Here is a 24,814-nt window from a genome sequence, read left to right on the forward strand (position 1 = left end):
TGGAGTAAGAAGGATTTAAGCTTCTTAAAATTAATACTAAAGGAGAATGTTATGAATTCTAAAAAATCACTTTTAATGGGTGCAGCTGTTGCTGGTCTAATGATCTCATGTACGGGAACAGAAACTAAGATGCCAGAAACTTCTGCAAATGAAGTAATGTGTTACGGAGTAAACTCTTGTAAAGGACAAGGGGCTTGTCACGGTAAGGTTGATGCTTGTAACGGTAAGAACGGATGCCAAGCAGAGCTTAAGTGTGGTGGACAAAACTCTTGTAAAGGTAAAGGCCTAATTAAACTTACAAAAGATGAGTGTGAAGCTAAGGGCGGAAAAGTAGCTGCTAGGTAAGAAATGCAAAAATACGGTGTTGGATTAAGACATACTCATTTTCCATATTTGGAAAGTGATCACTCAAAGTCGCAAAAGGGAGTTGAGTGGTTTGAGGCGCTTCTCGAAAATTACATGGGGACCTATGGACGACCATATAAAATGCTTGAGAAAATTAGGGCCGATTATCCAATAGCGTTTCACGGAGTTTCTTTATCGATAGCTTCTAGCGAAGATTTAAATTTCGATTATATGAAAAAGGCAAAGGAGTTATATGATAACTTCGATCCATTTGTGACAAGTGATCATATGTGTTGGACTGGGCATGCCCATTCAAATTTACACAATCTTTTGCCTTTTGCGTATACTAAGGAAAATCTTGAATTCATTGCTGATAAGGTAATGAGAGTTCAAGACTTTTACGCAAGAGAGATGGCCTTTGAAAATCTATCGGCCTATTTTACTTTAAATAAATCGACAATGAGTGAAGCCCAGTTCTTAAATGAATTGGCCAATAAAAGCGGCTGTAAAATTCTTTTAGACTTTAATAATGTCTACGTAAATGCAGTAAACCAAAAATTTGATGCAGCTGAATTTTTTGAAACAATTGAGACCAAGAATGTTTCTCAAATACATCTTGCTGGTTACTCTGACTTAGGTACACATCTTTTTGATACTCATTCTCATCCCGTTCACGCCGAGGTGTGGCAATTGTTTAAAAAGTATTGCCATAAATTTGATGTTCCAATTCTTCTAGAATGGGATGAAGACATTCCTGAATTCCCAGTTTTAGAAAGAGAAGTCTTAAAAGCAAAAGAGATTTTTGAAGGGGCCTTATTATGAATCATCATGATTTTCAAAATAAGTTCCTGAAGGGTGTTCTTTCGAAAGATATATCTCACGATATTATGAATGAAATGATTCCTATTGGTGAATTATCAAATGAACAAGTGATGGAAGTTTACCAAAATGACTATCGTGCACGCTTACAAGAAGTTATTGGTGATAATTTTGAAACATGTTGGTTTGTTATAGGCGATGATGACTTCCTTGATATTTCACTGGCCTATGTTGAGTCTAGGCCATCTGAATTTACAAATCTACTTCATTATGGAGATGACTTTCCCGAATTTATTTCTTCACGTGTAAAAGAAGTTTCTTTTATTAGAGAACTCGCAGAGTTTGAAAAAAGATTTTGGAATTTATTTCATCAAAGAGACAATTCAAAATCGTTTATTCCTCAAGAATTTGGAGAAGGAATTTTTGAAATTCCTTTAAATTTAAAAGATACTTTCTCTCTTTTTTCTAGTGAAGTTCAGTTATCTGAGCTTTGGCAAATGAGAAAAGGTGATAGTGACAAGAGTTATCATGATATTCAAAATAATGAATTAACAATTCTCTATAAGAGAGATGAGAAAATGCAGATTCAAGTGATCTCAGAGGGGATCTTTGAACTCATTACAAACTTAAAGAATCATCAAACAATCCTTGAAGCTGTCGAAGAAATTGAGGAGGATAAATTAAGTGATCCAACTTTGTGGTCAGTTTTCTTCAATCTTCTTGGTTATATTGCCGAGATCAAAGGCAAATAAATCGTTGGCTATTTTAAGACAGTCTTCTGTTACTGGGGACTCGATGACGATATCTTCTTGAGTGATTGGATGCTTAAAACATAATTTATAAGAATGAAGAAAGATTCGGTAGAACTTATAATCTTTCCTAAATTGATTGTTAATCGACGAATGGCCATATTTCGCATCACCAACTAAATTGTGCATACGACGAGAAAAGTGTTTTCTGATTTGATGTTGGCGACCTGTGAAGATTTCAATGTCAACAAGACTGTACTCTTCATTTGTAGCGAGTCTTTTAAATGCTGTCTTCGCATCTTGAATACCCTTGTCTGTTTTAATTGGAAAGTCGTACACGCCTTCTTCTTCCGCTACGCCCTTAACCATTGCAACATAGTGCTTTGATACATTGTCACTATTCCATTGTTCCTTCATGAGCTTTGTTGCTTCCTTTGACTTTGCAAAAAGAACAACTCCTGAAACTGGTTTATCAAGCCTGTGAATAGGAAAGAGATAAATATCTGTTTGTTTCTTTAGCGATCTTAGAAGACTTCTTCGATCAGAGCTTCTGGCCTTAAAAGGGTGGACTAAAAGATCACTTGGCTTTGTGGCCGCTATATAGTGATCATCTTCAAATAGGACTTGGATTTTATTCTTCACGAGTAAATATATATCAGATTTGATCGAGGTAAGTATATGAAATTTTAGGAAGTCTTACTCTTTTACTAAGGTACTGCTTATAAGTTACCGATATGTGAGATGTGAGAATATTAAGAGAGAAACTATTTTTTATTTTATTTATATGTGTGGGCCTTTCGCTGCCTTCCATGGCATCTGAATCGGGTGTTCTCTATCGCAATGGAGCGACAACGATTTCGTATGACCGCAGTAAAGATCAATTTATCTTTAGAGATGAAAAATCAGTTTCAGAATATTCAAGATTTCGCTACAACGATTTAATTCTCGAAAAATTTCATCGTATTCCTATTGAGGATCACGGGGAAGTCGAAAGAAGATTAAAAATGGTAAAGAAAACGTACCATCTTTCAGCTCCCGCTCCTGAAGAAATTTTACAGGAGAGTCTGGCCGTTGCTTCAAAAATTAATGAGGCAGATGATTATGGCTGTGGGGATTCGAGAATTAATATCGGAGATGACCAAGTTGCTTATACGGCAGAGATTGAAATAGAAAAGCTTGACGTTAAGAAAGAAGGCTTCTTTGGCCTTGGAGAACTTGAGGGTGCCGAGTTTGAATTAAATACTTCAAATGATAATCCATTACATGGAGGATTAATGGCCCTTGGGATAACTAACTTCAATGAGCGTGATGGTATTGAAGGGGATGATCGAGGTCTGACTTTTGGTGCAAAAATTTCTGCTAAGTTAAAATTTGAAAATGGTGAGGTCCTATTTAGCTATAACTCGAGGGCCTATACTAAACTTGTTGAAAAATCTTGTGGAGTCGTTGAAATCCATGGACGTTTATACGAGAGGTTCTGCTATCAAAATGACGACGGTACATGGAATCAAGAAGGATTAAATAGAGACGATATTGACCTTAGTGTTTATCGATTAATAGGTGATGATAAAAAGAGCTTTGTCCAACTTGGAGCAGGTTTAACAATCCTTGACGACAATGGGCTTGCGATGAATACGCAAAGAGCGTGGCATAAAATGTCTAAGTCCGCGGGAACGGTTCAGTATAAGAACTACGGTCATATGGATCAAGTGGTATCGCCAAAAGCACATTTTAAGGTTGGAAAGATCTATGATTATAAAAATGAAGAGGGGACGATTTCAACAACCTCTCAAATCTATACTGGTGGACAACTTTCTCATATTAGTGGAAACGAAAATTATGTCGGCTTAGGTGGCGAGTTTAAAGTTAACTTCAAGCCACAAGATAGTAACGGTAAATTTCCAGCGGTAGAAACTCGTTTCTACTATGACGGCCAATATACACAAGAAGGTGAATTAAATCATTACTATGGTGTTGAAGCTAAAACAAATGTCTATACAACGAAAAAGTCTGTTATCTATATTAAAGCGGGTATGGGAATTGAAGATGATCAGTATACTCGCCAATACGAGAATTATGGAAAGTCTTTTCTTAATCGTAATTTAGATATTCAGCACTACTTAGGAATTGGTATAGAAAAAAGGTTCTAAGCAAAGCAAAGAACCTTTTGTATTTATTATGGTGATTATTTTTCTTGATAGATATGAACATCTCTTTGAGGAAATGGAATCGTAATCCCTTCTTTATCAAACTCTAGTTTTACATTCTCATGCATATCAAACATAACTTGCCAGTAGTCCGCAGACTTTACCCATGGCCTAACAGCAAAGTTAACTGAACTATCTGCAAGAGCAGCAACTGCAACGACAGCTTCAGGTTCATCAAGTACCATTGGATGCTCTTTTGTAAGTCTCATTAGAACTTCCTTGGCCTTCTTGATATCGTCTCCGTACCCAATTCCAAAAGTCATATCAACGCGTCTAATTCCTTCAGCTGAGTAGTTTACAATACTTCCAGATGAAAGTGATCCGTTTGGTAGAATGACAGTTTTATTATCTGCAGTATTTAAGATTGTGCAAAATAGTCCAATCTCTTTTACCTTACCAATAAACCCTTGAGCTTCGATTACATTTCCAACTCTAAATGGCTTAAAGAATAGAATAAGTACACCACCAGCAAGGTTACCAAGAGCTCCTTGTAGAGACATACCAAAAGCAAGACCTGCAGCACCAAGCATTGTAATGAAACTCGTTGTCTTAACTCCCACCATTCCAATGATAGTGATGAATAGTCCAATTTTTAGAGCAATACTTACGATTGAAGTGATAAAACCTCTTAGAGATAATTCAACTTCTTTCTTTTGTAGCGCTTTATCAACTAATCTATCGATGAAATTGATAACTTTAAGTCCGATAATTAGGACGACAATTACTTTGATAAATTGAATTCCATATTCAGCAGCATGATTCATTAATTTTTCAATATTGGCTTCATTTAATAATTCTTTCATTTATTCTCCTAAAAATTCGCCAAAAGACTAATTGTTGTTTTGTAATCGTGTTGATCTCTTCCTTCAACTGGCTCGTTTTCGTATTCCCAAATAACACCAGCTTTTAAAGAAAAAGTACTATTAATTAACATACGAATAGATGGCTCCATATTAATAATGTAATTTTCACTATTCTTTAGACTCGGAATATATTCTAGCCAGTAACGAGCATTCACACCTTTTCGAAGTTCCTTACTAATTTCATAATAAGCACGCAGTTTTTGTTCGTGGCTATCTGGCTCATTTTGAACAAAATTTTCTCTTGTATAACGATAACCAAGTTCAGCAAACATTTTATAATCATCTTGATCGTAGAACTTATACTTAAAACCTATTTCCATGTTATTTCTGGCCCAAAAACCTTTAAAGCGATCCGACTCAAATAAGTCGCCAAGATAGATATCTACTTTTTTTGAAAGTACGTGATCAAGTCTTAGTAGGGCACTCCATTTTTCATCATCAACAATTTCGTCGGACTCACCATAAGAGTATGTCCCATTAAAAGTCAGGGTATTGGTATCCCATTTATAAGAGTTACGTGATGCAAAGTCATATGTCTTTTTGTTAGTATTTCCACCAGAAGCAATAAATGTTACTTCATCTTCTGATTTAAATTGTGCATGAGTAAATTGACCTACGATAAGGGCCAAAAATAGTAATTTCTTCATAACAAAATCCTTTTTAAAAAAACTATTCTATGTTCATTGTTAATAATAATTATCCTAAATTCTGTCTATTTATCTTAACTACGATTAACTTTTTTGTACAATTCAACCTTTAGCAAAATAATGCCAATAATCATTGGTTTGAGATAATGCTTATTTGAAACTAGTAATTATTTGGCCAACAATTACAGAAGCTTAAAGACTGATAAAAAAACTAGATTAATAATAGTGGGATTATCGGCAAAATGGAGTAAATGTTTGTAGGAAGTGTTTTTCTCAATTAAAATTAATTAATTGCGAAATTGGAGCTGTAATGGAGTTAATCGAACCTTTTTTAAACGCTTTACTTGAAGTGTTTAAAAAGCAACTAAATATCCCTCTTCTGGCAGGAGAGGTCCATCCAAATTATGAATTCAAGGATGTTGTTGATATTGTAGGACTTATTGGAATTAGTAGTGAAAAGATTAACGGAGAGTTAGCACTATGTTTTAATAAGGATAGTTTTTTAACTATTTATAACACAATGTTTTCTGAAAACCAGACAGAGCTAAATGAGGATATTTCAGATTCAGCTGCTGAATTTGTTAATATGGTTTTAGGTCAGGCCAAAGCTGACATTAATAAAATAACAGGACTTACTGTTGAAAGAACAACACCGGAAGTAATCATAGGGGAGAGTATTAAGAATGATCGAATAACAGGACCAAGAACTGTTACGATTCCATTTGAGCTTCCTGTTGGTATGAATAAACAAGTATTTTATATGAGCCTAACAATCGAAGAGTAATTAATGCAAAAAAAAATATTTCTAATTTCCTTTCTATCTATTTTTCTATTTATTTCATGTAACAAAAATGTAGCGCCTAAAGCTGATTTAAAATATTGGAATGATACTGCGGTAACAAATAAGATTAAAACTTATTTGAAAGATATTTCTGATGAAAAATCTAAAAACTTTATTCCTGTTAGTGAAAGAATTGCTGTTTTTGATAATGATGGAACACTTTGGGGCGAGTACCCGATGTATGTTCAATTTATTGCGTTGTTAGACTTCTATAAAGACATCATTGTTGGAAAGTATGATCGACCAAATGCCTTAGTTGATGAAGTCCTTAAGCAGTTTCCTAATGTTGAAGATAAGGGCAAGCTTTATCAGGCCCTACTTGATATGCAAGCTGGTGTTACTAATGACGAGTATATGGAATACATGGCAAAGTGGTTAGAGACTAAGAAGCACCCAAAGTTAAATAAGAAATACACAGAGCTGATCTACGCTCCAAGTGTTGAGCTAATGAGAACGCTTGAAGATTTTGGTTTTAAAGTTTTTATCGTAACAGGTGGGGGAACACACTTTGTTAGGGTTCTAAATAATATTGTATACGACCTTCCTTCATATCAAATTGTTGGAACAAAGTTTGGTAAGAAGTTTTCTGAAAATGGAAAAGTCGAATTTCAAAATGAGGCAAAGCTTGCTTTTTTAAATGACAAAGAAAATAAGCCTGTCGGTATTCTAGAACATATTGGAAAAGTTCCTGTATTTGTTTTAGGGAATTCAGATGGGGACTTTGCAATGGGGAAGTATGCTACTTTAAATTCAAAATATAAATCATTTGTTGGTATTATTCATCACGATGATAGTGCACGTGAGTTTGCCTATGATAGAAAATCACACGTTGGTAAACTTGATAAGGTTCTAACTGAAGGTGATAAATACTTTGTAAATCTAATTAGTATGAAAAAAGATTTTAAGCAGATTTATTTTTCTGAATCAGATAAAGGCCATCGCGAATAGGGAGCATGGTCTTATAAAGATCATCTCTCGATTCAATATAGTTATTAAATTCAATGAGCGCATTGGTTGTCTTATCCTCAGGGTCAACAATATCAGAAGCGACCTTGCCATTCCAAAGAACGTTGTCCACAACAATCATACCATTTTCACTGAGTAGTTCTAAAGAGAGTTCTAAGTAGTTCTTATAACTTCCTTTGTCGGCATCAATGAAAATTAAATCAAAGCTTTGTCCTGCTAACTCTTTTAGAACTAAGTTAGCATCACCGAAGCGAGCTTCGATTTTCTTACCTACTTCGCTACGATCCCAGTAAGACTTTGCAAAAGTATTGATTTTTTTATTCTTATCAATGGTAATCACTTTTCCATCAACAGGAATATTCTCTGCCATGGCCAAGGCCGAATAGCCTGTGAAAGTACCGATCTCTAAAATATTCTTGTAATTATTTGAGCGAATAAAGAAGCCCAGAAGGGAAGCGACCAGTTCTCCCGAAATCATGCGTCCAAGTGGATGATTATCTTTTGTATAATCACCCAGCTCAACGCAAAGATCACTTGGGATATTTGATTTATTTAAACAATATTTTTCAATCTCTTTTAAATTTTCCACTGAAACTCGATAAGTTTATTTCCGCTTATTTCATCACAAACGCTAGTTAATTCTTTCGATAAGAATAGCATAGAAATATATGCATTGTATTTAATGATATATTTAAATCCAGGCGAAATATAACGATCGAGTTGTTCTTTTAGCACCATGCACTCTGGTGTATTTGTCATATATGATGTTTCAAAATCTAATCTCTTAAATCCTTTTTGTCTTGAAAAGTCTGCACTATAAAAGCATTGACCATCATTTGACTCAACATCAAGAATAATTCTTCTCGTCGAATCGGAAATACCTAGTTTCGTAAATGAAATATCAAGTCCCGCTATCTCATTTGGCGCAGGGACTTTATCGCGAAAGCTCTTGCACGCAAAAGTTGTAAATTCAGTGACAAATTTCATATCCGTGGCACTTGGAATGATCTCGTCTGAGGCGTAAGTGTTTGAAATAAATAGAATTGTAAGCAGGAGTGTCTTCATTTATGAGGTCCTTTATTATTTTTGTTTGACAGGTGAAACATTAATTTCCCTTTTCATACTCCTGTCTTGGCAAAGAGTAAAGTTAGTATGAAAATTTGACGGGCCAATCTTAAAAAAAGTAAATAACCCGATGTTTTTACTAAAGTTTTAAGATATCTCTCCGATAAGCCCAGTCCTATGGAGCAGTTTTTAAATAATTTTCTATTGGCATCTTCAATCTTACTTCTTTTAAGTATTGTGCTTAGTAAGTCTTCAAGCCGTTTTGGTTTGCCTGTTCTAGTACTATTTCTCTTCATAGGAATGATGGCCGGTTCTGACGGAATTGGTGGAATCAATTTTAGCAATTATGAGTTAACTCACTCTCTAAGTTTAGTGGCCTTATGCTTGATTATTTTTAATGGAGGTTTTGAAACTCCATTTAGTAAAGTTAAGAGGGACTTTGGGAGAGGTGTTGTTCTTTCTTCAATTGGTGTCATGCTCACAACATTTCTTGTGGGTGGTTTCACACATCTTGTAACGGACTTAGGTTTACTTGAATCACTACTCATTGGTGCCATTTTATCGGCAACAGATGCGGCAGCGGTCTTTTCTGCTTTTAAAGATCCAACTGCTCAAGTTGGTGATGTTAAAAATATTCTTCGTTTTGAATCGGGAAGTAACGACCCAATGGCCTACTTTCTTGTTTCAGTCATCATTGGATTTATTGAACAAGGAATGGGGGACGTTAAAACAACAGCAATCATGTTTATTTCAAATCCAATTATTGGTCTAATTGGTGGTTGGGTAACTGCTCGCTCATTCATCTTAATCAATAATGTGGTTAAACTAGATTTTAACGGACTGTATCCACCTCTAACAATGGCCATGTTATTTCTTGGCTACTCTTTGACAACGAAGTTAGGTGGAAATGGATTCTTAGCTGTTTATGTATTTGGAATGATGATTGGTAATAGAAAGATTCTACACAAGAACCTACTATCACTATTCTTTGATGGAGTTACTTGGCTTTCTCAGATTGGACTCTTTATTATGCTAGGGCTACTTGTATTTCCAAGTCGTCTTCTTTCAATCGCTCCAGCTGGACTTTTCATTGCTTGCTTCCTGACATTTGCAGCAAGGCCAATAACTGTTTTCCTATGTTTAGTTAAGAGTCGTTTTAACTTAAATGAAAAGCTCTTTGTCTCTTGGGCAGGGCTCAAAGGTGCAACACCAATTGTTTTTGCAAGTTTTGCAGCTACACATATCGGAGAAAAAGCACACGTCTTATTTGATATTGTATTCTTCGTTGTAATTGTTTCAGCTCTAATGCAAGGTTCATCTTTAAAGTTTGTAGCAAAGAAATTAGGTCTTATTGTTGAGCAAGAAGATGAAACAAACTTTCCTGTGGATCTGGAACTACTGGAGCAAACAAAGCATGGTATTGTTCAACTAGAAATTAGACAAACAGATTATGCGGTTGAGCACAGGGTTGTCGATCTACGACTTCCGACAGGGGCAATCGTTCTCTTTATTAAAAGACATGGTGCATTTATTATTCCAGATGGTGCAACAGTTTTTGAAAAAGGGGATAAAATTCTTTTAGTGACTAAACTAAAAGAGGATCTAGAAGCGGCTCAAGAGTGTTTCGTAAAAAAAAAGATTGAAGATTTAGATGAAGAGGATGATGATACACAAGAGTTACATGCGGCCTAAAATTAGTTAGGTCACTAACTAAAGGATATTTGTGGAAGCTCGTGATCTTACACAAGGATCTGTCATCAAGTCTTTGTTTAAATTATCGATACCAATTGTAATGGCCAATTTTCTACAAACGGCCTATCAACTTACGGATACATTTTGGGTTGGGCGTTTAGGAACAAACGCTATCGCAGCACTCTCTCTTTCTTTTCCTGTTATCTTTCTTTTAATTTCAATGGGCGCAGGCTTTGCCGTTTCTGGAACAATTCTTGTTTCTCAGTATACTGGTCAAAAAAATACTAAGATGGTTTCAAAAGTATGTCTTCATACTTTATTTATTATTCTTATTACTTCGGCTTTATTAGCAGGTGTTGCCTACGCAGTTATTCCTTATGTCATTCGCGCGATGACACCGACCGTGGATATTCAAGATTTAACAATATCGTATTTAAGAATCTCATTTATTGGTTTGATTTTTAGTTATCTCTACATGATGTTTCAATCTCTATATCGAGGAGTTGGAGATGTTAAGACACCATTTTATATTGTTCTATTTTCTGTCATATTAAACTTCATCATTGATCCAATCCTAATCATGGGATATGGGCCTATTAAAGCTTATGGTGTAGATGGAGCAGCGTATGCGACTATTTGTACCCAAGGTTTATCAGCAGTTATTGGACTTTATTTACTAGCAAAAGGTAAGGGGGGAATAAAAATTGATTTCACAAAAATCTCTTTTGATCTTTCTTTGGCCAAAAGAATTATATACCTTGGCTTTCCTGCTTCGACAGAACAGTCCTCAAGGGCCATGGCCATGATGGTTATGACTTTTCTAATTGCAACTTTCGGTGATATTGCTCTTGCTGCTTATGGAATCGGAATTCGAGTTTTAACTTTAATGATTATTCCTAGTCTTGGTTTTGCGATGGCGACCTCAACTCTCGTAGGTCAAAATATAGGTGCGGGAAAAATTGAAAGAACGAAAGTTGTTACGAGTCAAGCGCTATGGGTAATATTCATTGCTCTATCAATTGCTGGAATAGGCTTTTTCATATTTGCTGAACAAACACTTCAGATTTTTGTACCGAATGAAATTGAAGTTATAAATGAAGGGGCGAAGTTTATTCGTATCATCGCTCTCACATTCGGTCTAATAGGTGTTCAGCAGGTTGCTTCTGGTGCCATGAGAGGGGGAGGAAGTCCGATGATCTCGATGATGGTGGCCATCGTTTCTTTATGGGTCATTCGTTTTCCAATTGCTTATGTTCTTTCAAAGCATACAAGTCTTGGCCAAACAGGAATCTACTTGTCATTTGTTGTAGGTAATATTCTTGGTGCTTCCATTGCGATTTTTATTATTAAACAGAATCGATGGATTAAGAATCTAACGGATCCAATTACTGAAGAAGAGCGAAAGGTAATAGAAGAGACCATTGTTGAAGATGGTGTAATTTCTTGAATTCACTGGAATATAAAGAATAATTGTTAAGTAAGTAACCTAGTCCTCCGATAAGGTATTGAGAGATTTCTTTGAGAGGGGGGAGACGGTGAGAAAGGTTTACTTGATGCTTTGTATGCTGGCCGTACAGGCTTATGCTGATGCCGTTGTTGTAAATACTTACGAGAAAATTTCAACCTCAAACTATGTCGAAGAAGTCACTAATCAAGTTAATAATGTCGTCGATGAAGCAATTGAAGATATGGAAATGGACCCTGTTTCAAATCCTGAAAGTGCCGTCACTTGTAATCCAAATACAGCTATAGATAATCACGCTCCTGAGGCAAAGAGAGTTCTTGAAGAAGGACTTAAGTTAGCAGAAGCTGCCGCAAGAGGAGAGGATTGCCAATTCTATCAAAGATTTATCGATCAGGGTGTTCCTATCGAGGCACTTAAGCAGTCACTTCTTTATTATAAAGAGAATAAGAATAAGTTTAAGAATAAAAATTACATAACTATTGCTGACTACTCTCAGAATTCTAAAAGGAAACGCTTTTTTCTACTTGATATGAAAACTGGTGATGTGAAAAGTTATAAGGTTTCTCATGGTAGTGGAAAAGTTAAAGGAGTTACTTACGCTGATGCAACAATTGCTGATAGTGGTAGAGTGACTAGGGCATCAAATCATGTTGGAAGGTTAGTTCGCTGCCGTGTTCCTGCAAGGGCGAAACCTCAACATGACCAATGGGCGATGACGAGACCAGGCTTTTTTAAGACAGGTGAATTCTATATGTCTAGTAGTCACGACGAAAGAGTAAAAGGTGAGAGAGGATGGCCAACTTTCAAAGCATCTGGAAGAAATTATAACGGTATGCGATTAGATGGTCTTTCAAAAGGTGTAAATGATAAGGCCCGATCGCAAGGTGTTGTGATGCATGAGGCTTATTATAACCGCGGTAATATTATGGGAAGAAGCTTTGGTTGTCCTGCATTCGTACCAGGTGAGGGGCGAGAGATCATGGAGAAAATCAGTAACGGCTCCCTCTATTATTCATATGTTCCTAATGAAGGATGCCGTAGTGATTATAACAAGGCCCTGGGCGATGTTAAGGGTTGGGAAAGAATGTGTACAGGACGTGATTAGCCCTTATTAACATCAAGTGGATTGGAAAACTCAATTGTACGAATTGGAAATGGAATTGAGATACCATTTTGATCGTAGTACTTTTTAATATTAATAACAGCTTGGTGTCGTGCTTTGTAAAAGGCCACTCCTGTCTTGTAGTGAATCCAAACTCTTGCCGTAAGATTAATTGAACTGGCCCCAAATTCTTCAAAGAACACTTCGACTGGAACATTTTCAAGTCTTCCTTCGATTGCCTCTAGTGCTTCTCTAGTAACTTTTTCTACTTTCTCTAAATCATCATGATAAGAGACTCCAACGGAGATATCTACTCGACGTTGTGGGGTACTTGTGTAGTTGATAAAAGGTTTTGTGAACATATCTTTATTTGGAATAAAGACTTCAAGACCTTGATATGTTGTAATCCCCGTCGTTCTTAATTCAATATTTGTAACCTGACCAACGATCTTATCAATTTCGATAATATCTCCAATTTGATAAGGCTCACGAAAAGCAATCAGAACACCTGAAACGAAGTTTGCAGCAATTTCTTGGAAGGCAAAACCTAAGGCCAAACCAATTACCCCGGCCCCTGCAAGAATTGATGTAACGGTTTTTTCAAGACCGATAATTTCTAGTGCTGTAAATATTCCGACGACGATAACGATGACATTTGTCGTTGTTCCAAGAATCTCGTTAACTGATTTTTTATAAGAAACTTTTTGGAGAACTTTCTTAACTAAGTTTCGAAGAGTTTTTCCAAGATAGAAGAAAACAAATAGAGCGACGATAGCAACGATCAAATTAGGAATATTCTTAATAAATGCTTCGTACCAAAAAGTTAACTTTCCAGAAATAAGTGTAAAAACTCTATTTATATCAAACAATGTAAACTCCATTTAAATTATTTCCCTAAATTTTATCGTATTTAAAAGAAATAAAAAAGGAGCTTATTTGATTGAAATCTTTGCAAGCTTTTCTTTATAAAGATTTGAAATGACTTTAGGAACCTTAAATGGAATTGTTTCGATTATAAGCTTCTTAAAAAATTCAATATAACTTGCCCTGCGATACCATGTTAAGCTTGAAAGATTTTGAGTCATTGGCCCGTAGCCTTCATTGATTAACTCTTTAATACACTTTGAATTATCGAGTCTGTTGTATTTACTTAAGTCGAGAGAGAGGATGATGTCAGCATCTTGAATTTGCTCCCTTGTTCTAAGGTCTATTGCAATATCCATAGCATTACTTATGATCGCAAATGTATCATCTGGTTCCTGATATTTTTGTACACCATTCAAATCCACCGCAACGATAATACCCGCGCCCATATCTTCTAGAGGGGAAACCGGAACGTTCTCTGTGATACCTCCATCAACAAGAGTTCTACCATCGATTACTTGAGGAATAAATGCACCGGGAACACAGACAGAAGCACAGAGCGCATCCGCAAGATTACCCTTATAGAAAACAACTTGCTCTCCAGTTGAGATGTCTGTTGTACAAATTGCTAAGGGAATCCTTGCATCTTCAATATTCACATCTCCTAAATCTTTGATGATCATTTCTCGTATGGACTTCGTACTAAAAAATCCTTTTTTTGGTATTGTTAAGCTTATTGTATCTTTATAATTGAGCTTATTGGCCAATGCTAAGAAGTCATCGTAGTTCTTACCAAATGCGTAATAGGAAGCGATTATTGCACCGACACTTGTTCCTGATAAGTAGGAAATAGGAATTCTTTGTTCCTCAAAAGCTTTTAAGACGCCTATATGTGCGATACCTTTTGCAGCACCACCACCAAGAGCAAGACCAATTTTAGTATTTAGAAAGTTCCATCTCATATTCTAATCTTATAGGAATATGAGGGACATCTCCACATAAAATTGTAATACCTCTCTCTTGAAGAAAAGCGGCTTTTTTATCGAGAGAGTGGGAGTATTTAAGGGCGAAAATATTTTTTCTTAAATATTTGTTTAGAAGCTTTCTTGGTGATTTAAGGCCTAGTTTATTGGCATGTTCGATATAGAAGGGAGTCAGAAATGAGCTGCGCCCAAGTGATTCAAGAACATGCTTTAACATACAATTGTAATTTCCATATTTGCTTTTATCAGAGATCTCATTCTCGATATATTCAACCATTCCTAAGTAATCTTCATTTTTTAGTTGTTCGGATAGCTCGGAGCGAAGCTCTTTAATATCGACTGATTCAATATCACTATATTTTAAACGAGGAGCATGTAGCTTTGTTTCAATTTTTGGGGCCTTACTCATTTCGATAAAATCAAGGCAAAGAATTGGAATACCAGCAGTTCTGTATTTATCTAAACTTAGATTTAAGCTCTTTGCATAGATACGTGAGATCTTTTCTGCAAATATTAAGCTATTAGATATTTTCCTGCTTTCTGAATTTGAGATTTTTGAATAGATTTCACGACGTTGGCGATTGTTAGAGATGGCCGCATCGAGATGCTCTTCAAAACATTCCATGGCCATTGAATCTTGGGCCAAGTTTAGGAAAACAAGAATGAAAAGAAGCGCTTTCATGCTCTAGTACTACCACTTGGCCAAATTTGAGTAAAGTGAGCATAGAAGTTTTTCAGGGAGCAACGGGTCGAGACTTTGGTGGTGAAATTGTTATAATTAGTCTGTAAAATCAGGAGCTTACCATGCAATATATCAAGCAAGAAGAATGTTACTTAATTAAATTATATAAGGATGAAGATCTTTTCACATCTCTAGAGGAATTCGCTGCTGCAGAAGAGCTGGGGGCGGGGATGTTAAAAGGCATTGGTGCTCTGAAAGACGTTGAGCTAGGCTTCTACCATCTTGATACTAAAACATATGATCGAAAAGAATTTAGTGGTGATTATGAATTATTAAGTCTTGATGGGAACTTGTCTCATTTGGATGGAAAACCATTCTTTCATATTCATACGGTTTTAGGTGATGAAGATTTTTCTTGTAAAGGCGGACATCTGTTTCGTGCCACTGTTGCGGTTACTACAGAAATCTATTTCTTTCCAATCATGCAAAAAATTGAAAGAAAGATGGATGAAGAAATCGGCTTAAACTTATTATCATTACCACAAGCTTTTTCTCGATGTGGAATTAAAGGATAGAATATGAAATTTAATCGCCCATTTTTTATTAAGATTCACCTATACTTATCGGCCCTCGCTTCGCCGCTACTTTTGATGATGGCCTTTACAGGTGTTTCTTACTTATTAGGTTTTAAAGGAAGTGAAGTTGTTGAACCTATAAAAGTTGTACAACTTTCAAAATCTGAACTTACGAAAGAAAATATTTCAGTTCAATTAAATGAAATCGATGAAAGCTATGACTTTGCCTATGTTAAACAAGTTGGAGATGGTGCAATCACTAGACCAACAACTCGTGACTACTATAAATTCCAAATAAAAGAAGATGGAACACATATCTCTCATGTTAAACCAAATCTTCTAAAAAGATTGATTGAACTACACAAAGGTCATGGCCCACAATTTCTTCGTTATATTGAAAAGATTATTGGGATTTTTTTACTGCTAATTATTTTAAGTGGATTGTACTTAGCTTATACAATGAAAAAGGAAAGAAAGATCGTAGGGATTTTATTTCTTATTGGACTAAGTGTTTACCTTTTTATGTAGAGGTTATTTAATCCATCTTGTGAAGCGCTCGTGATTGCTTAATCTCTTATTTTCTTTTTGGATTTTAAGCTTCACGCGCTCTTGTAAACTCAAATTTTCATAAATTGGAGCTTCTATAACCTTTGTATTGTCTCCAAACTCTAAAGTCTCAAGATCAATATACATAAGCTTATTTTTAGTTATAAAGAAATAGTTAAGTTGCCATTCAAAGTGATAGCCGTATGGAGCGGTCAGTTCATTTAGGCGAATTTGAATTTCGGAAACTTTTTTGGCCAAATCCTCATCAATTTTTTCTTCAACAAGCCTTGCAAGTTTTCCGTTAGGAATGTCATAGAGAATGAGTGAATCGGTTTCTTTTAGTAGGGTAGGAAGTTCAGGAAATTCCTCATTAAATCTTCTCATCAATGGAAGAGCTTCAGGTTCGATTTCATTTTTTAAGAGCACCATATAATTCTCTTTTTCATATTTCATGAAAAAGAAAAACTTACTTCTTTTGTCGATATAAAGTGTAATACCATCAAAGCCCAGCTCTGATTTAATAAGCTCTTTTGGATCCAAAACAATGACCTCTCTTTATGAGAGTATATCATAGTTTATTAGTTAGTGGGCCTTCTTCGATTTACGTGTTGAGAATCCAAGCATTGAATAGCCCGGACAAATTCCAACTGCGCCAGTAATTAGAGGTATCAAACCGATAAGACCCCAATATGTTTTGGGACCGACAAAGACAAGTGAGATTAAAACTAACCCTGCAATAACTCGAATCACTCGATCAGCATTTCCTTCATTCATTTTCATAGATTACTCCTTCATTTTCACTATCATTATAAATTTTTAATCTGTAGCTAGAATGAAGTAATGTTAAAGAATTTTAAGAGTTATGCTCTAAGCCAACCGGTTAAAGAAAGCCTTGGCTTAAATGCTGGGAGAACTTCGTGTGGAAGGTCTTCAGAAAGAAAAATTAAGATTCTTCCAAGCATTGGATTAATGCGAGCAACTTCTTGATCTTGATCGTCGTGATGGTAGATAACGACTTCACCACCATCACCATCATTCATATCACTTAGATAAAGAATAACACTTAAGCGCCTTAGGCCTCTTCCACGGTGTTGATCCACATGCTTGCGATAAAATGCACCTTCATCATAACAAGCAAAGTGGCCTTCATATGAGCGAATACCTAGGTAGAAAATAGGATTAAGTAAATCTTTAAGATCATCGAGAAATTTTAAATATTCTTGTAGTGCCGGTGGATGGTCGGCCATGTCTCCCTCAATCCAAGAAGTGAGGTCTCCACGAATCTTTTCATCTAGGCGCTTTGTTAGCTGTCGTCCAACTTTGGCTTCTTGAAAGTCTCCAATGTGAAAACGTGTCTGGGCCTCGTCCTTTAAAGAACGAGCTAGTTCATTTGAAATAAGCGTATCACTCACGTAGTATCGTTTCTCAGTTAAGGATTCGACTAGCGTTTCAAGCTCTTGCATTAAAATGTTCTCACTAGGCCTAGGGCCTTAAAAGGTGACAGGAAGGATTGGTCACCAAAATAATGGATGAAATCATTTAATCCTAAAGGCTATCTAAGTCAATTTAATTGTTATAACATAAATAGAAATAGGATAAATCATGATCAAGGCACTTTCACATTTAGTCATTACCTCTAAGAATGTTACGAATATTTCGAATTTTTTCACTGATGTCTTTGGTGTTGAAGCGCATTTTGCTAATGAAGACTTTGCTGATTTTGTTCTACCTGACAAAAGCCGTGTGGCCTTTTTTCGTCCAGTAGGTAAAGCTTCTAAGTTCTTTGAATTAGTCGAGAATCCGGCCCAGGTCTCATATGGTGTCACTGTTGAGGATGTTGATGACTTCTACCATAAACTTATGGCGCAAAAGGCTAAGTATGAATTTGAAGTGAGTGGTAAACCAAAAGATCATCCGTGGGGAGAAAAGAGCTTTCTTTTGATTGATCCAGATGGAAATCGTTGGGAAATAACGCAGTCACCCAGTGATGATGGTCATCTCGTAAATATCTCATAATTAGATGAAATCTATATTTTTAATATAATTGATAACTGAACGGCCTCGCGGTAAATAAAGCCTGTGTTTATGTGGAGGTCGTTATGAAATCAGTTGTTGTTCTTTTATCAGTTATTCTTTTAAGCTCGGTCATGGCCTGTCCAGAGTTGAATAATGTTGATCTTGCATCAAGCTATGATCGTGATGAATACACTGAAGTTTACTCTGAGAGACTGCCAAAATTATCAAGAGAGGAATTTGCTAAGTATACAGAATTAGCAGATTTCGAATATGAGTACTGTGCAGACGCCCTAGAGCTTAGAAGAGTAGAGGCGACACAAACTGGCACTGTGTACACAATCGTAGTAACTGTTGAAGATAGCTGCGATGGTGGTAATTCTTATGGAAATATTTTCGATGAGTCTGGAAGTAAGATTCTAGGTAGCATCGGCGATTCGTATATTGCTTGTTTCTAATTTAGAAATAATTCAGCTTGCTTTGGGTATCTTTATCACAAAGCAAGTTGTTTTCTTATTTGGTTCTAAGAATAATTCCCCTTGATGCTTCTCTAAAATCCCTTTTGAAATCGATAGTCCTAATCCCGTTCCTTTCCCAACTTCTTTAGATGTATAGAATGGCTCAAAAATCTTATTTCGAAGATCAAGATTGATTCCGGGGCCAGAATCCATTACATAAACTAAAACGGAATCTTCTGTATTTTTTACGGAGATATCAATCCAAGCAGATTCACTTCCTTCAACGGCATCATAAGCGTTATTTAAAAGATTAATGAAGACTTGAGATAATTGGACTCTATCTACATTTACTTTTATGTTAAAGGCATCGTCGTCGAGATCAAATTTAAGTATAACCCCATGGGCCCTAAACTTCTCTGAACAAATGGCCGTCGCATCAATAATAATATCTCTAAGGGGAATAACTTCTTTTTTTATCTCACCGCTCTCTCGAGAAACAACTTTCAAGCTAGAGATAATGCGAGTAATTCGATCAATTGTATCTAGGATACGATTGATATGAATATCATACGCCTCTTTATTCATCTCACCGATACTTAGAAGTCGCTTGATCTGATAAATTGAGCCGTAAATAACTGTTAAAGGATTATTAATTTCGTGAGCGATTCCACCGGCCATTTCACCAATTGCACTTAGACGAGAACTATAGATAAGATTTTCTTTAGTGCTATTAAGCTTATCCATTGTTTCCTGTAAGGCAATCGACTTATTCACTTCACTTCGATAAGTGCGATCCACAAGACTAAGAAGTCTGTAGAAGAGCAGACTTAACATAATCATAGTCAGAGAATGAATTATGATAAGAGAAGTTTCTGGCTCATCAAGAAGTAAGTAACTTGAAGTAACATAGCTAATAATAGCTAAGAGAGTTATAAGTCCACTATAGATATGTTTACCAGTAACTTCAAAGAAAATATTATTGCTGGCAACGATCATAATGAGGTAGAGATACCAGAACGGTGAAAATGGCCCATCAACGATATAGATTGCAAAAGGACATAGGACACAAATTGCAAAAACTTGTCTGAAGATTTCAATATATAGAGAGTTCTTAACTCGAATACTTATTTGAGAAATTGTGAGATTGAAAATAAGGAAAGCGAAGATTCCAAAGAAGCTATTTAGTCTTTGTGAGATTTGATATTCGTAAACACCCACACAAATTGCAAAGAGCATTGCAAACGGTCCAAGAGTATAATCCATAATTCTCAAGATATCTTTAATACTCTCTGTAGGTCTTTTCGGATTTATTCTTAAATTCATTCTTTTCCTAACTAATTGAAGTCATTATAGATTTACCGCATTAATAAACTGAGTTCAATAATATTTAGATGAATTTGAAGTAATGTAAGGGTAGAGATTCGTACTTTTTCTTGTGAAAGTAACAAGTTAGCACAGAAGTTATGTTAAAATCTGTTCTTAATTTATTAAGAATATGAGGAAAGAAATGGATTTAAATCAGCATAATAAGCTATTGGTACAGCAAGTTAGAGAGAATTGGGAGCTTTTGGGCTATGAAACAAGAAATAAGTATCAATTCTTAGATGAGGCGCAAAACCCTATTGGCTATGCGGCAGAACAACAAAAGGGATTCCTTGGCTTTATCATGCGCCAGTTCCTGGGTCACTGGAGGACTTTTGATCTGCACTTCTTTGACCAAGCTCGTAATGAGTATATGATTGCTAAGCATCCATTTTGCTTCTTTTTTCAGCGTCTTGAAATACAGGATCTGAATGGGCAGTTGATTGGTTCTCTTCAGCAAAGATTTTCTTTAATAACAAAGAAATTTGATGTCTTGGATGCTCAGGGAAATGTCATTATGGAAATGCGCTCACCAATTTGGAAGCCATGGACTTATCCTTTCTATTCTCGAGGGCAAGAGGTTGCACTTGTGTTGAAAAAGTTTTCTGGACTATTTTCAGAGATGTTTACTGATCGAGACAACTTTGCCATTGATTTAAAGAGTCAGACACTAACGGAGCAGGAGAAGAAAATTATTCTCGCGACTTCGATTTTCATTGATCTCGTTTATTTTGAAAGAAAAGCAAAATAAAGAGAGTTCTTGTAAGAAAGAAATTGTTTACGGATAAAGTTGATAATTCTATTTTGTGAAAATGAATTGTCGACTTTGCCGTTATGCAATCTCTATTTCTATCCTTTGGTGGCGCTAGTGCGCCTTTCACACATTATTAGTTAATAATAAATTTCGATCTATTTTTTTAAAAAATTTAAGAGGTAATCATGAAAAAGATTATTTTATGCTTTGTTATATTAGGACAAAGTGATTTTACAAATACGAACTATATTAGAAGAGAGGATTCGTGCCATGAATGACTTTATTCAACAATTACATTCTCATCGTTCAATTAGAAAATTTTCTGATAAGGATATTTCACAAAGTGATTTAGAACTCATTCTAAGTGCAGCAGCAAGCGCATCAAGCTCTGGAAATATGCAATCCTTCTCAGTTGTTGTGACAAAAGATAGAGCAATGAAAGAGAAGATGTACCAGGCCCACTTTGAGCAAAGTATGTTAATGGATGCTCCAATTTTTTTAACATTCTGTGCTGATTTCTATCATATGAGAAGGTGGCTTAAATTAAGTGAGGCGGCCAATAACTTTGATAATTACATGAGCTTTATGATTGCTTCTATTGATGCCATTCTCGCTAGTCAGAATGCGGCATTAGCAGCTGAAAGTCTTGGAATGGGACTCTGTTATATGGGGACAACGTTGGCCAGTGCTGGTGAAATTGGTGAGATCTTAGCGTTGCCTGAGAATGTCGTTCCTGTCGTAGGCTTTGCTCTAGGCTATCCAGATGAGGCACCTGATTTAAGAAAGAGGCTTCCACTTGAATCTCTCGTTCATTATGAGAAATATCATAAATATTCAGATGAAGAAGTGCTAGAAATATATCGAGAAAGAGAAGTCGAGGGGATGAAGCGTTATCGTGACAACCCACGATTAAATCAAATGATTAAAGATGTCGGAGCAAAGAATTTGGCCCAAGTCTATACACAGGCGAAATATACAGAAGAGTCCCATCTTAAATATAGTGAAGATTTAATTGCTTATCTTAAACGTCAAAATTTCTTTTGATATTGGCCACTAGGGTATGCGAAAATAAATAAAAAACGTGTACCCTAGGAGTATTGCTTGAAAAAGATATATATATTTATAATCGTCATTATCTTTGTCGTCTCTGCGATACTTTTAAGAGTTTTCTATTTTAAAAATAATTATGAATTAATCTCCCCTAAAAAGGGTGATGTTGTGGAGGCCATTTATGGCCTCGGACGAGTCGATACAGATAAAGAGTTTAATGTAAAAATTGGAGTCTTATCTCTTGTCGAAAAACTCTATGTAAAAGAAGGCCAAAAAGTTAAAGAAGGTGACCGCCTTGTTAGCTTCGATGGCCGTGTTCTATTTAAAGCACCTTTTGATGGTACGGTTACTCTCGTTGCAAATAAAGAAAAAGAAGTTGTACTTCCACAAGTGACAGTTCTTAGAATGCAAAATCTTAATGAAAAATTTATTGAAGTTTCATTAGAGCAAGAAGCTGCACTGAGAGTTATCCCAAATCAAAAAACAAGAATTATTTTTGAAAGCCAGTCCCAAAGAAAATATGAAGGTTATGTAAAAACAATATATCCAAGGGAAGGAGAGTTCATCACGCGCATCGAGGTGAAGGGGTTGGAGAAAAGTATTCTTCCAGGCATGACTGCGGACGTAGTAATAGAAGTTGGAAAGAAAAAAGGTGTTCTTCTAATACCTGTAAAGGCGATAAGTAACGGAAAGGTTCTTCGTATGCGAGATAAGAAGAGGGAAAAAGTCGAAGTTGTTACAGGAAATAATGATGGAATGTGGGTTGAGGTTATCTCTGGAGATATTAAGCTTTCCGATCTACTTTTTATCAAGAGGTAGTCATGCTGTTCTTGTCGATGAAGCAACTATTTTCTAAAAAGAAGCAAACTCTTCTTATTCTGTTAGGTATTAGTTTCGGTACGATGCTCTACGTTGCTATCTCAGGGATTCAACTAGGACTTAGGCAGTATATCATTAAGGCCCTTTTAAATAATACCGCTCATATCCTGATTTCAGGAAAAGAAGATCTTATTGATCGTCCTCTTGTTAATAAGTGGTTTTATGAAAATAAACAAGTTGATTGGATAACTCCTCCATATGGAAAGAGAAGTGAATCAAAATTAGAAAATTATCAAGGCTGGGCCGATCGTCTTTCTCATCATCCAGATGTCTATGACTTTAGCCCCCGCTTAACAATACAGGTTATGTTAAAGCGTGGTGATCTTACTCACAGTATGGGGCTCATTGGAACAAATGCCAGACGACAAATCAGAATTAGTGATATTCCTGATTACATGGTGGAAGGTGATTTTTCGTCACTTGCCAGTGGAGGAAATAAGATCATTCTTGGTGCCGCTGCTGCTGAAGAAATTGGAGCACGTGTTGGTCAGTATGTAGAGGTCATAGCGGGAAGCCTAACACATAAAAACTCATTTAAAATCGTAGGCCTCTTTTCTTTCGGAGATGATCGAGCAGATAAGTCCATAGCATTCTCTCACCTTGAAGATGTACAAAAACTTAATAAGACACCTGGGCGAGTCTCTGAAATAGCAGTTTCACTATTCGACATGAATAAGTCACAAGAGCTTGCTGATCAGTGGTCTCTATTAAGCCATGATAAAGTTGAAGACTGGAAAGAGTCTAATCCCATGTTTATGGAAATGATAATGATGCAAGATATAGTTCGCTACTTTATTACAATTGCCATTCTCATTGTAGCTGCCTTTGGGGTTTATAATGTTCTAACAATTATGATTAACCAAAAGCGAAAGGAGATCGCTATTCTTCGCTCTATTGGCTATGGCCCCAAACGAATTCTTGAGCTTATTATGTATCAAGGCATATTCCTTGGTGTAAGTGGTGGAGTTGTTGGGCTAATCCTGGGATTCATCATTTGTCGAGCTGTCGAAAGTATTGAGTTAAATATAAATATTGGTGGCGATAATCACTTACTTATGGATTATACACCTTCAACGTATATCATTGCATTTGTTGCGGCCCTTGTTGCTTCACTGGTTGCAAGCTTTCTTCCTGCTCTATCAGCAAGTCGAATGACTCCAATTGATATCATAAGGGGCGAGTAGTGATAAAAGCTGAAAGTATAGTTAAAGAGTTTGGTGATCCTCCACAACGTATTCTTCACAATATCTCCATGGAGATAAATAAGGGAGAGTTTGTTTCTATTTCAGGACGTTCTGGAAGTGGAAAATCAACCCTTCTTTATATTATTAGCTCCCTCGATGAACCAACATTTGGCCATATTTATATTGATGGAAAGAATGTTACTCATATGAGTGTTGATGAAATTCATGAGTTTCGAAATCGCCACATTGGTTTTATTTTTCAATTCCACTACTTACTTCCTGAGCTGACGGCCTTAGAAAATATTCTATTACCTCCTCGAAATCTTGGTCTCTTAAAAAAGTATGAGCCTCGTGCAAATATGCTACTTGAAAAACTCAATATTCCACATACTCGTAATAAGCTTCCAGGGCAACTATCAGGTGGTGAACAGCAACGAGTTGCTATTGCTAGGGCCCTTATTATGGAGCCAAGTTATATTTTTGCGGATGAACCTACGGGGAATCTCGATACGGCAAATGCTGAGATTGTGATGAATATTTTAAAAGAAACTAATAAAGAGAAGGGAACGACAATTGCGCTGGTTACTCACGATCCTGATTATGCTGCTATGGCAGATCGAGAGATTTTCCTTGTTGATGGCCATGTTTCAGATACTTACACCGGTGACTAAGAATTATTCACCCATTAGAAATCTTACCTTAT

30 protein-coding genes are annotated in these 24,814 nt (G+C 36.0%); 18 read left to right on the forward strand and 12 right to left on the reverse strand.

Going from position 1 to position 24,814, the window contains the following annotated elements:
- Window positions 1-51 precede the first annotated feature (51 nt).
- Genes ACMAWV_RS12030 through ACMAWV_RS12040 form a run of 3 tightly spaced genes read left to right on the forward strand, consistent with a single transcriptional unit; the run spans window position 52 to window position 1,916 of the window.
- A complete protein-coding gene (locus ACMAWV_RS12030) occupies window positions 52-345 on the forward strand; it encodes a hypothetical protein (protein WP_412470315.1) in 294 nt (97 codons plus the stop codon).
- Between the two features lie 3 nt (window positions 346-348).
- A complete protein-coding gene (locus ACMAWV_RS12035; RefSeq protein WP_412470314.1) occupies window positions 349-1,167 on the forward strand; it encodes a DUF692 domain-containing protein in 819 nt (272 codons plus the stop codon).
- Window positions 1,164-1,916 carry a DNA-binding domain-containing protein gene (locus tag ACMAWV_RS12040; RefSeq protein WP_412463390.1) on the forward strand — a complete coding sequence of 251 codons (753 nt, stop codon included), beginning with the start codon at window positions 1,164-1,166 and terminating at the stop codon, window positions 1,914-1,916. The genes ACMAWV_RS12035 and ACMAWV_RS12040 overlap by 4 nt, the downstream gene beginning before the upstream one ends.
- Here ACMAWV_RS12040 and ACMAWV_RS12045 read toward each other — a convergent pair.
- A complete protein-coding gene (locus tag ACMAWV_RS12045; protein ID WP_392993238.1) occupies window positions 1,866-2,555 on the reverse strand; it encodes an RluA family pseudouridine synthase in 690 nt (229 codons plus the stop codon). The genes ACMAWV_RS12040 and ACMAWV_RS12045 overlap by 51 nt on opposite strands.
- Window positions 2,556-2,722: 167 nt before the next feature.
- Between ACMAWV_RS12045 and ACMAWV_RS12050 the strand changes: the two genes are divergently transcribed.
- A complete protein-coding gene (locus tag ACMAWV_RS12050; RefSeq protein WP_103217921.1) occupies window positions 2,723-4,063 on the forward strand; it encodes a hypothetical protein in 1,341 nt (446 codons plus the stop codon).
- A gap of 35 nt (window positions 4,064-4,098) precedes the next feature.
- Here the strand turns inward: ACMAWV_RS12050 and ACMAWV_RS12055 are convergent, their stop codons facing one another.
- Window positions 4,099-4,923 carry a mechanosensitive ion channel family protein gene (locus tag ACMAWV_RS12055; RefSeq protein WP_103217922.1) on the reverse strand — a complete coding sequence of 275 codons (825 nt, stop codon included), beginning with the start codon at window positions 4,921-4,923 and terminating at the stop codon, window positions 4,099-4,101.
- Between the two features lie 8 nt (window positions 4,924-4,931).
- A complete protein-coding gene (locus ACMAWV_RS12060; protein ID WP_412470313.1) occupies window positions 4,932-5,630 on the reverse strand; it encodes a YdiY family protein in 699 nt (232 codons plus the stop codon).
- A gap of 310 nt (window positions 5,631-5,940) precedes the next feature.
- Here ACMAWV_RS12060 and ACMAWV_RS12065 point away from each other — a divergent pair, with 310 nt between their 5' ends.
- Together ACMAWV_RS12065 and ACMAWV_RS12070 are read left to right on the forward strand one after the other, a co-directional pair.
- Window positions 5,941-6,414: a chemotaxis protein CheX gene (locus ACMAWV_RS12065; protein WP_103217924.1), complete on the forward strand. Its 474-nt coding sequence runs from the start codon at window positions 5,941-5,943 to the stop codon at window positions 6,412-6,414.
- Between the two features lie 3 nt (window positions 6,415-6,417).
- The gene (locus tag ACMAWV_RS12070) at window positions 6,418-7,419 is read left to right on the forward strand and encodes an HAD family hydrolase (protein WP_103217925.1); all 1,002 of its coding nucleotides are present in this window, start codon (window positions 6,418-6,420) and stop codon (window positions 7,417-7,419) included.
- On the opposite strand, the gene ACMAWV_RS12075 is transcribed toward ACMAWV_RS12070, so the two are convergent.
- Together ACMAWV_RS12075 and ACMAWV_RS12080 are read right to left on the reverse strand one after the other, a co-directional pair.
- Window positions 7,373-8,026, reverse strand: a complete 654-nt coding sequence (locus ACMAWV_RS12075; RefSeq protein WP_103217926.1) for an O-methyltransferase — start codon at window positions 8,024-8,026, stop codon at window positions 7,373-7,375. The genes ACMAWV_RS12070 and ACMAWV_RS12075 overlap by 47 nt on opposite strands.
- On the reverse strand, window positions 8,014-8,502 hold the full coding sequence (locus tag ACMAWV_RS12080) for a hypothetical protein (RefSeq protein WP_412470312.1): 489 nt from the start codon (window positions 8,500-8,502) through the stop codon (window positions 8,014-8,016). The genes ACMAWV_RS12075 and ACMAWV_RS12080 overlap by 13 nt, the downstream gene beginning before the upstream one ends.
- A gap of 177 nt (window positions 8,503-8,679) precedes the next feature.
- Here ACMAWV_RS12080 and ACMAWV_RS12085 point away from each other — a divergent pair, with 177 nt between their 5' ends.
- The 3 genes from ACMAWV_RS12085 (at window position 8,680) to ACMAWV_RS12095 (ending at window position 12,764) form a co-directional block, all read left to right on the forward strand.
- Window positions 8,680-10,194 carry a potassium/proton antiporter gene (locus tag ACMAWV_RS12085; RefSeq protein WP_412463385.1) on the forward strand — a complete coding sequence of 505 codons (1,515 nt, stop codon included), beginning with the start codon at window positions 8,680-8,682 and terminating at the stop codon, window positions 10,192-10,194.
- A gap of 31 nt (window positions 10,195-10,225) precedes the next feature.
- Window positions 10,226-11,641 (forward strand): MATE family efflux transporter, encoded by a 1,416-nt coding sequence (locus ACMAWV_RS12090; protein WP_412470311.1) that lies wholly within the window; start codon window positions 10,226-10,228, stop codon window positions 11,639-11,641.
- An 88-nt stretch (window positions 11,642-11,729) separates the two neighbouring features.
- Complete coding sequence (locus tag ACMAWV_RS12095; protein ID WP_103217930.1) at window positions 11,730-12,764, forward strand: murein L,D-transpeptidase catalytic domain-containing protein; 1,035 nt, start codon at window positions 11,730-11,732, stop codon at window positions 12,762-12,764.
- Here the strand turns inward: ACMAWV_RS12095 and ACMAWV_RS12100 are convergent.
- From ACMAWV_RS12100 to ACMAWV_RS12110, 3 genes are all read right to left on the reverse strand, one after another.
- Complete coding sequence (locus tag ACMAWV_RS12100) at window positions 12,761-13,630, reverse strand: mechanosensitive ion channel family protein (RefSeq protein WP_158246862.1); 870 nt, start codon at window positions 13,628-13,630, stop codon at window positions 12,761-12,763. The two genes, ACMAWV_RS12095 and ACMAWV_RS12100, sit on opposite strands and share 4 nt — an antisense overlap.
- Window positions 13,631-13,693: 63 nt before the next feature.
- Complete coding sequence (locus tag ACMAWV_RS12105; RefSeq protein ID WP_103217932.1) at window positions 13,694-14,587, reverse strand: patatin-like phospholipase family protein; 894 nt, start codon at window positions 14,585-14,587, stop codon at window positions 13,694-13,696.
- Window positions 14,562-15,290 carry a hypothetical protein gene (locus ACMAWV_RS12110; protein ID WP_412470310.1) on the reverse strand — a complete coding sequence of 243 codons (729 nt, stop codon included), beginning with the start codon at window positions 15,288-15,290 and terminating at the stop codon, window positions 14,562-14,564. The genes ACMAWV_RS12105 and ACMAWV_RS12110 overlap by 26 nt, the downstream gene beginning before the upstream one ends.
- A 122-nt stretch (window positions 15,291-15,412) precedes the next feature.
- Here ACMAWV_RS12110 and ACMAWV_RS12115 point away from each other — a divergent pair, with 122 nt between their 5' ends.
- Window positions 15,413-15,865, forward strand: a complete 453-nt coding sequence (locus tag ACMAWV_RS12115; RefSeq protein WP_103217934.1) for a PPC domain-containing DNA-binding protein — start codon at window positions 15,413-15,415, stop codon at window positions 15,863-15,865.
- A gap of 3 nt (window positions 15,866-15,868) precedes the next feature.
- A complete protein-coding gene (locus ACMAWV_RS12120) occupies window positions 15,869-16,393 on the forward strand; it encodes a PepSY domain-containing protein (protein ID WP_103217935.1) in 525 nt (174 codons plus the stop codon).
- 3 nt (window positions 16,394-16,396) lie between these two features.
- Here the strand turns inward: ACMAWV_RS12120 and ACMAWV_RS12125 are convergent, their stop codons facing one another.
- From ACMAWV_RS12125 to ACMAWV_RS12135, 3 genes are all read right to left on the reverse strand, one after another.
- Complete coding sequence (locus tag ACMAWV_RS12125) at window positions 16,397-16,951, reverse strand: hypothetical protein (RefSeq protein WP_103217936.1); 555 nt, start codon at window positions 16,949-16,951, stop codon at window positions 16,397-16,399.
- A 42-nt stretch (window positions 16,952-16,993) separates the two neighbouring features.
- Window positions 16,994-17,191: a YgaP family membrane protein gene (locus ACMAWV_RS12130; RefSeq protein WP_103217937.1), complete on the reverse strand. Its 198-nt coding sequence runs from the start codon at window positions 17,189-17,191 to the stop codon at window positions 16,994-16,996.
- Window positions 17,192-17,271: 80 nt separating this feature from the next.
- The gene (locus tag ACMAWV_RS12135; RefSeq protein WP_103217938.1) at window positions 17,272-17,874 is read right to left on the reverse strand and encodes a 2OG-Fe(II) oxygenase; all 603 of its coding nucleotides are present in this window, start codon (window positions 17,872-17,874) and stop codon (window positions 17,272-17,274) included.
- A 139-nt stretch (window positions 17,875-18,013) separates the two neighbouring features.
- On the opposite strand from ACMAWV_RS12135, the gene ACMAWV_RS12140 reads away from it, so the two are divergent.
- Window positions 18,014-18,427, forward strand: a complete 414-nt coding sequence (locus ACMAWV_RS12140) for a VOC family protein (protein ID WP_103217939.1) — start codon at window positions 18,014-18,016, stop codon at window positions 18,425-18,427.
- A gap of 83 nt (window positions 18,428-18,510) precedes the next feature.
- Window positions 18,511-18,882, forward strand: a complete 372-nt coding sequence (locus ACMAWV_RS12145) for a hypothetical protein (protein WP_392993215.1) — start codon at window positions 18,511-18,513, stop codon at window positions 18,880-18,882.
- Between the two features lie 12 nt (window positions 18,883-18,894).
- Here ACMAWV_RS12145 and ACMAWV_RS12150 read toward each other — a convergent pair whose 3' ends face one another.
- On the reverse strand, window positions 18,895-20,205 hold the full coding sequence (locus tag ACMAWV_RS12150; RefSeq protein ID WP_103217941.1) for a sensor histidine kinase: 1,311 nt from the start codon (window positions 20,203-20,205) through the stop codon (window positions 18,895-18,897).
- Between the two features lie 184 nt (window positions 20,206-20,389).
- Here ACMAWV_RS12150 and ACMAWV_RS12155 point away from each other — a divergent pair, with 184 nt between their 5' ends.
- The 5 genes from ACMAWV_RS12155 (at window position 20,390) to ACMAWV_RS12175 (ending at window position 24,782) form a co-directional block, all read left to right on the forward strand.
- Window positions 20,390-20,995, forward strand: a complete 606-nt coding sequence (locus ACMAWV_RS12155) for a phospholipid scramblase-related protein (protein ID WP_158246863.1) — start codon at window positions 20,390-20,392, stop codon at window positions 20,993-20,995.
- A gap of 273 nt (window positions 20,996-21,268) precedes the next feature.
- A complete protein-coding gene (locus tag ACMAWV_RS12160; protein ID WP_412470309.1) occupies window positions 21,269-22,042 on the forward strand; it encodes a nitroreductase family protein in 774 nt (257 codons plus the stop codon).
- 57 nt (window positions 22,043-22,099) lie between these two features.
- Window positions 22,100-22,867, forward strand: coding sequence for an efflux RND transporter periplasmic adaptor subunit (locus ACMAWV_RS12165; RefSeq protein WP_103217944.1), 768 nt, complete (start codon window positions 22,100-22,102; stop codon window positions 22,865-22,867).
- Window positions 22,868-22,869: 2 nt separating this feature from the next.
- On the forward strand, window positions 22,870-24,111 hold the full coding sequence (locus ACMAWV_RS12170) for an ABC transporter permease (RefSeq protein WP_103217945.1): 1,242 nt from the start codon (window positions 22,870-22,872) through the stop codon (window positions 24,109-24,111).
- Window positions 24,111-24,782 (forward strand): ABC transporter ATP-binding protein, encoded by a 672-nt coding sequence (locus ACMAWV_RS12175; protein ID WP_199177540.1) that lies wholly within the window; start codon window positions 24,111-24,113, stop codon window positions 24,780-24,782. Before ACMAWV_RS12170 ends, ACMAWV_RS12175 begins: the two co-directional genes overlap by 1 nt.
- Window positions 24,783-24,814: the final 32 nt, after the last annotated feature.

The organism is Halobacteriovorax sp. RT-1-1, assembly GCF_047085455.1.
Lineage (GTDB): Bacteria > Bdellovibrionota > Bacteriovoracia > Bacteriovoracales > Bacteriovoracaceae > Halobacteriovorax_A.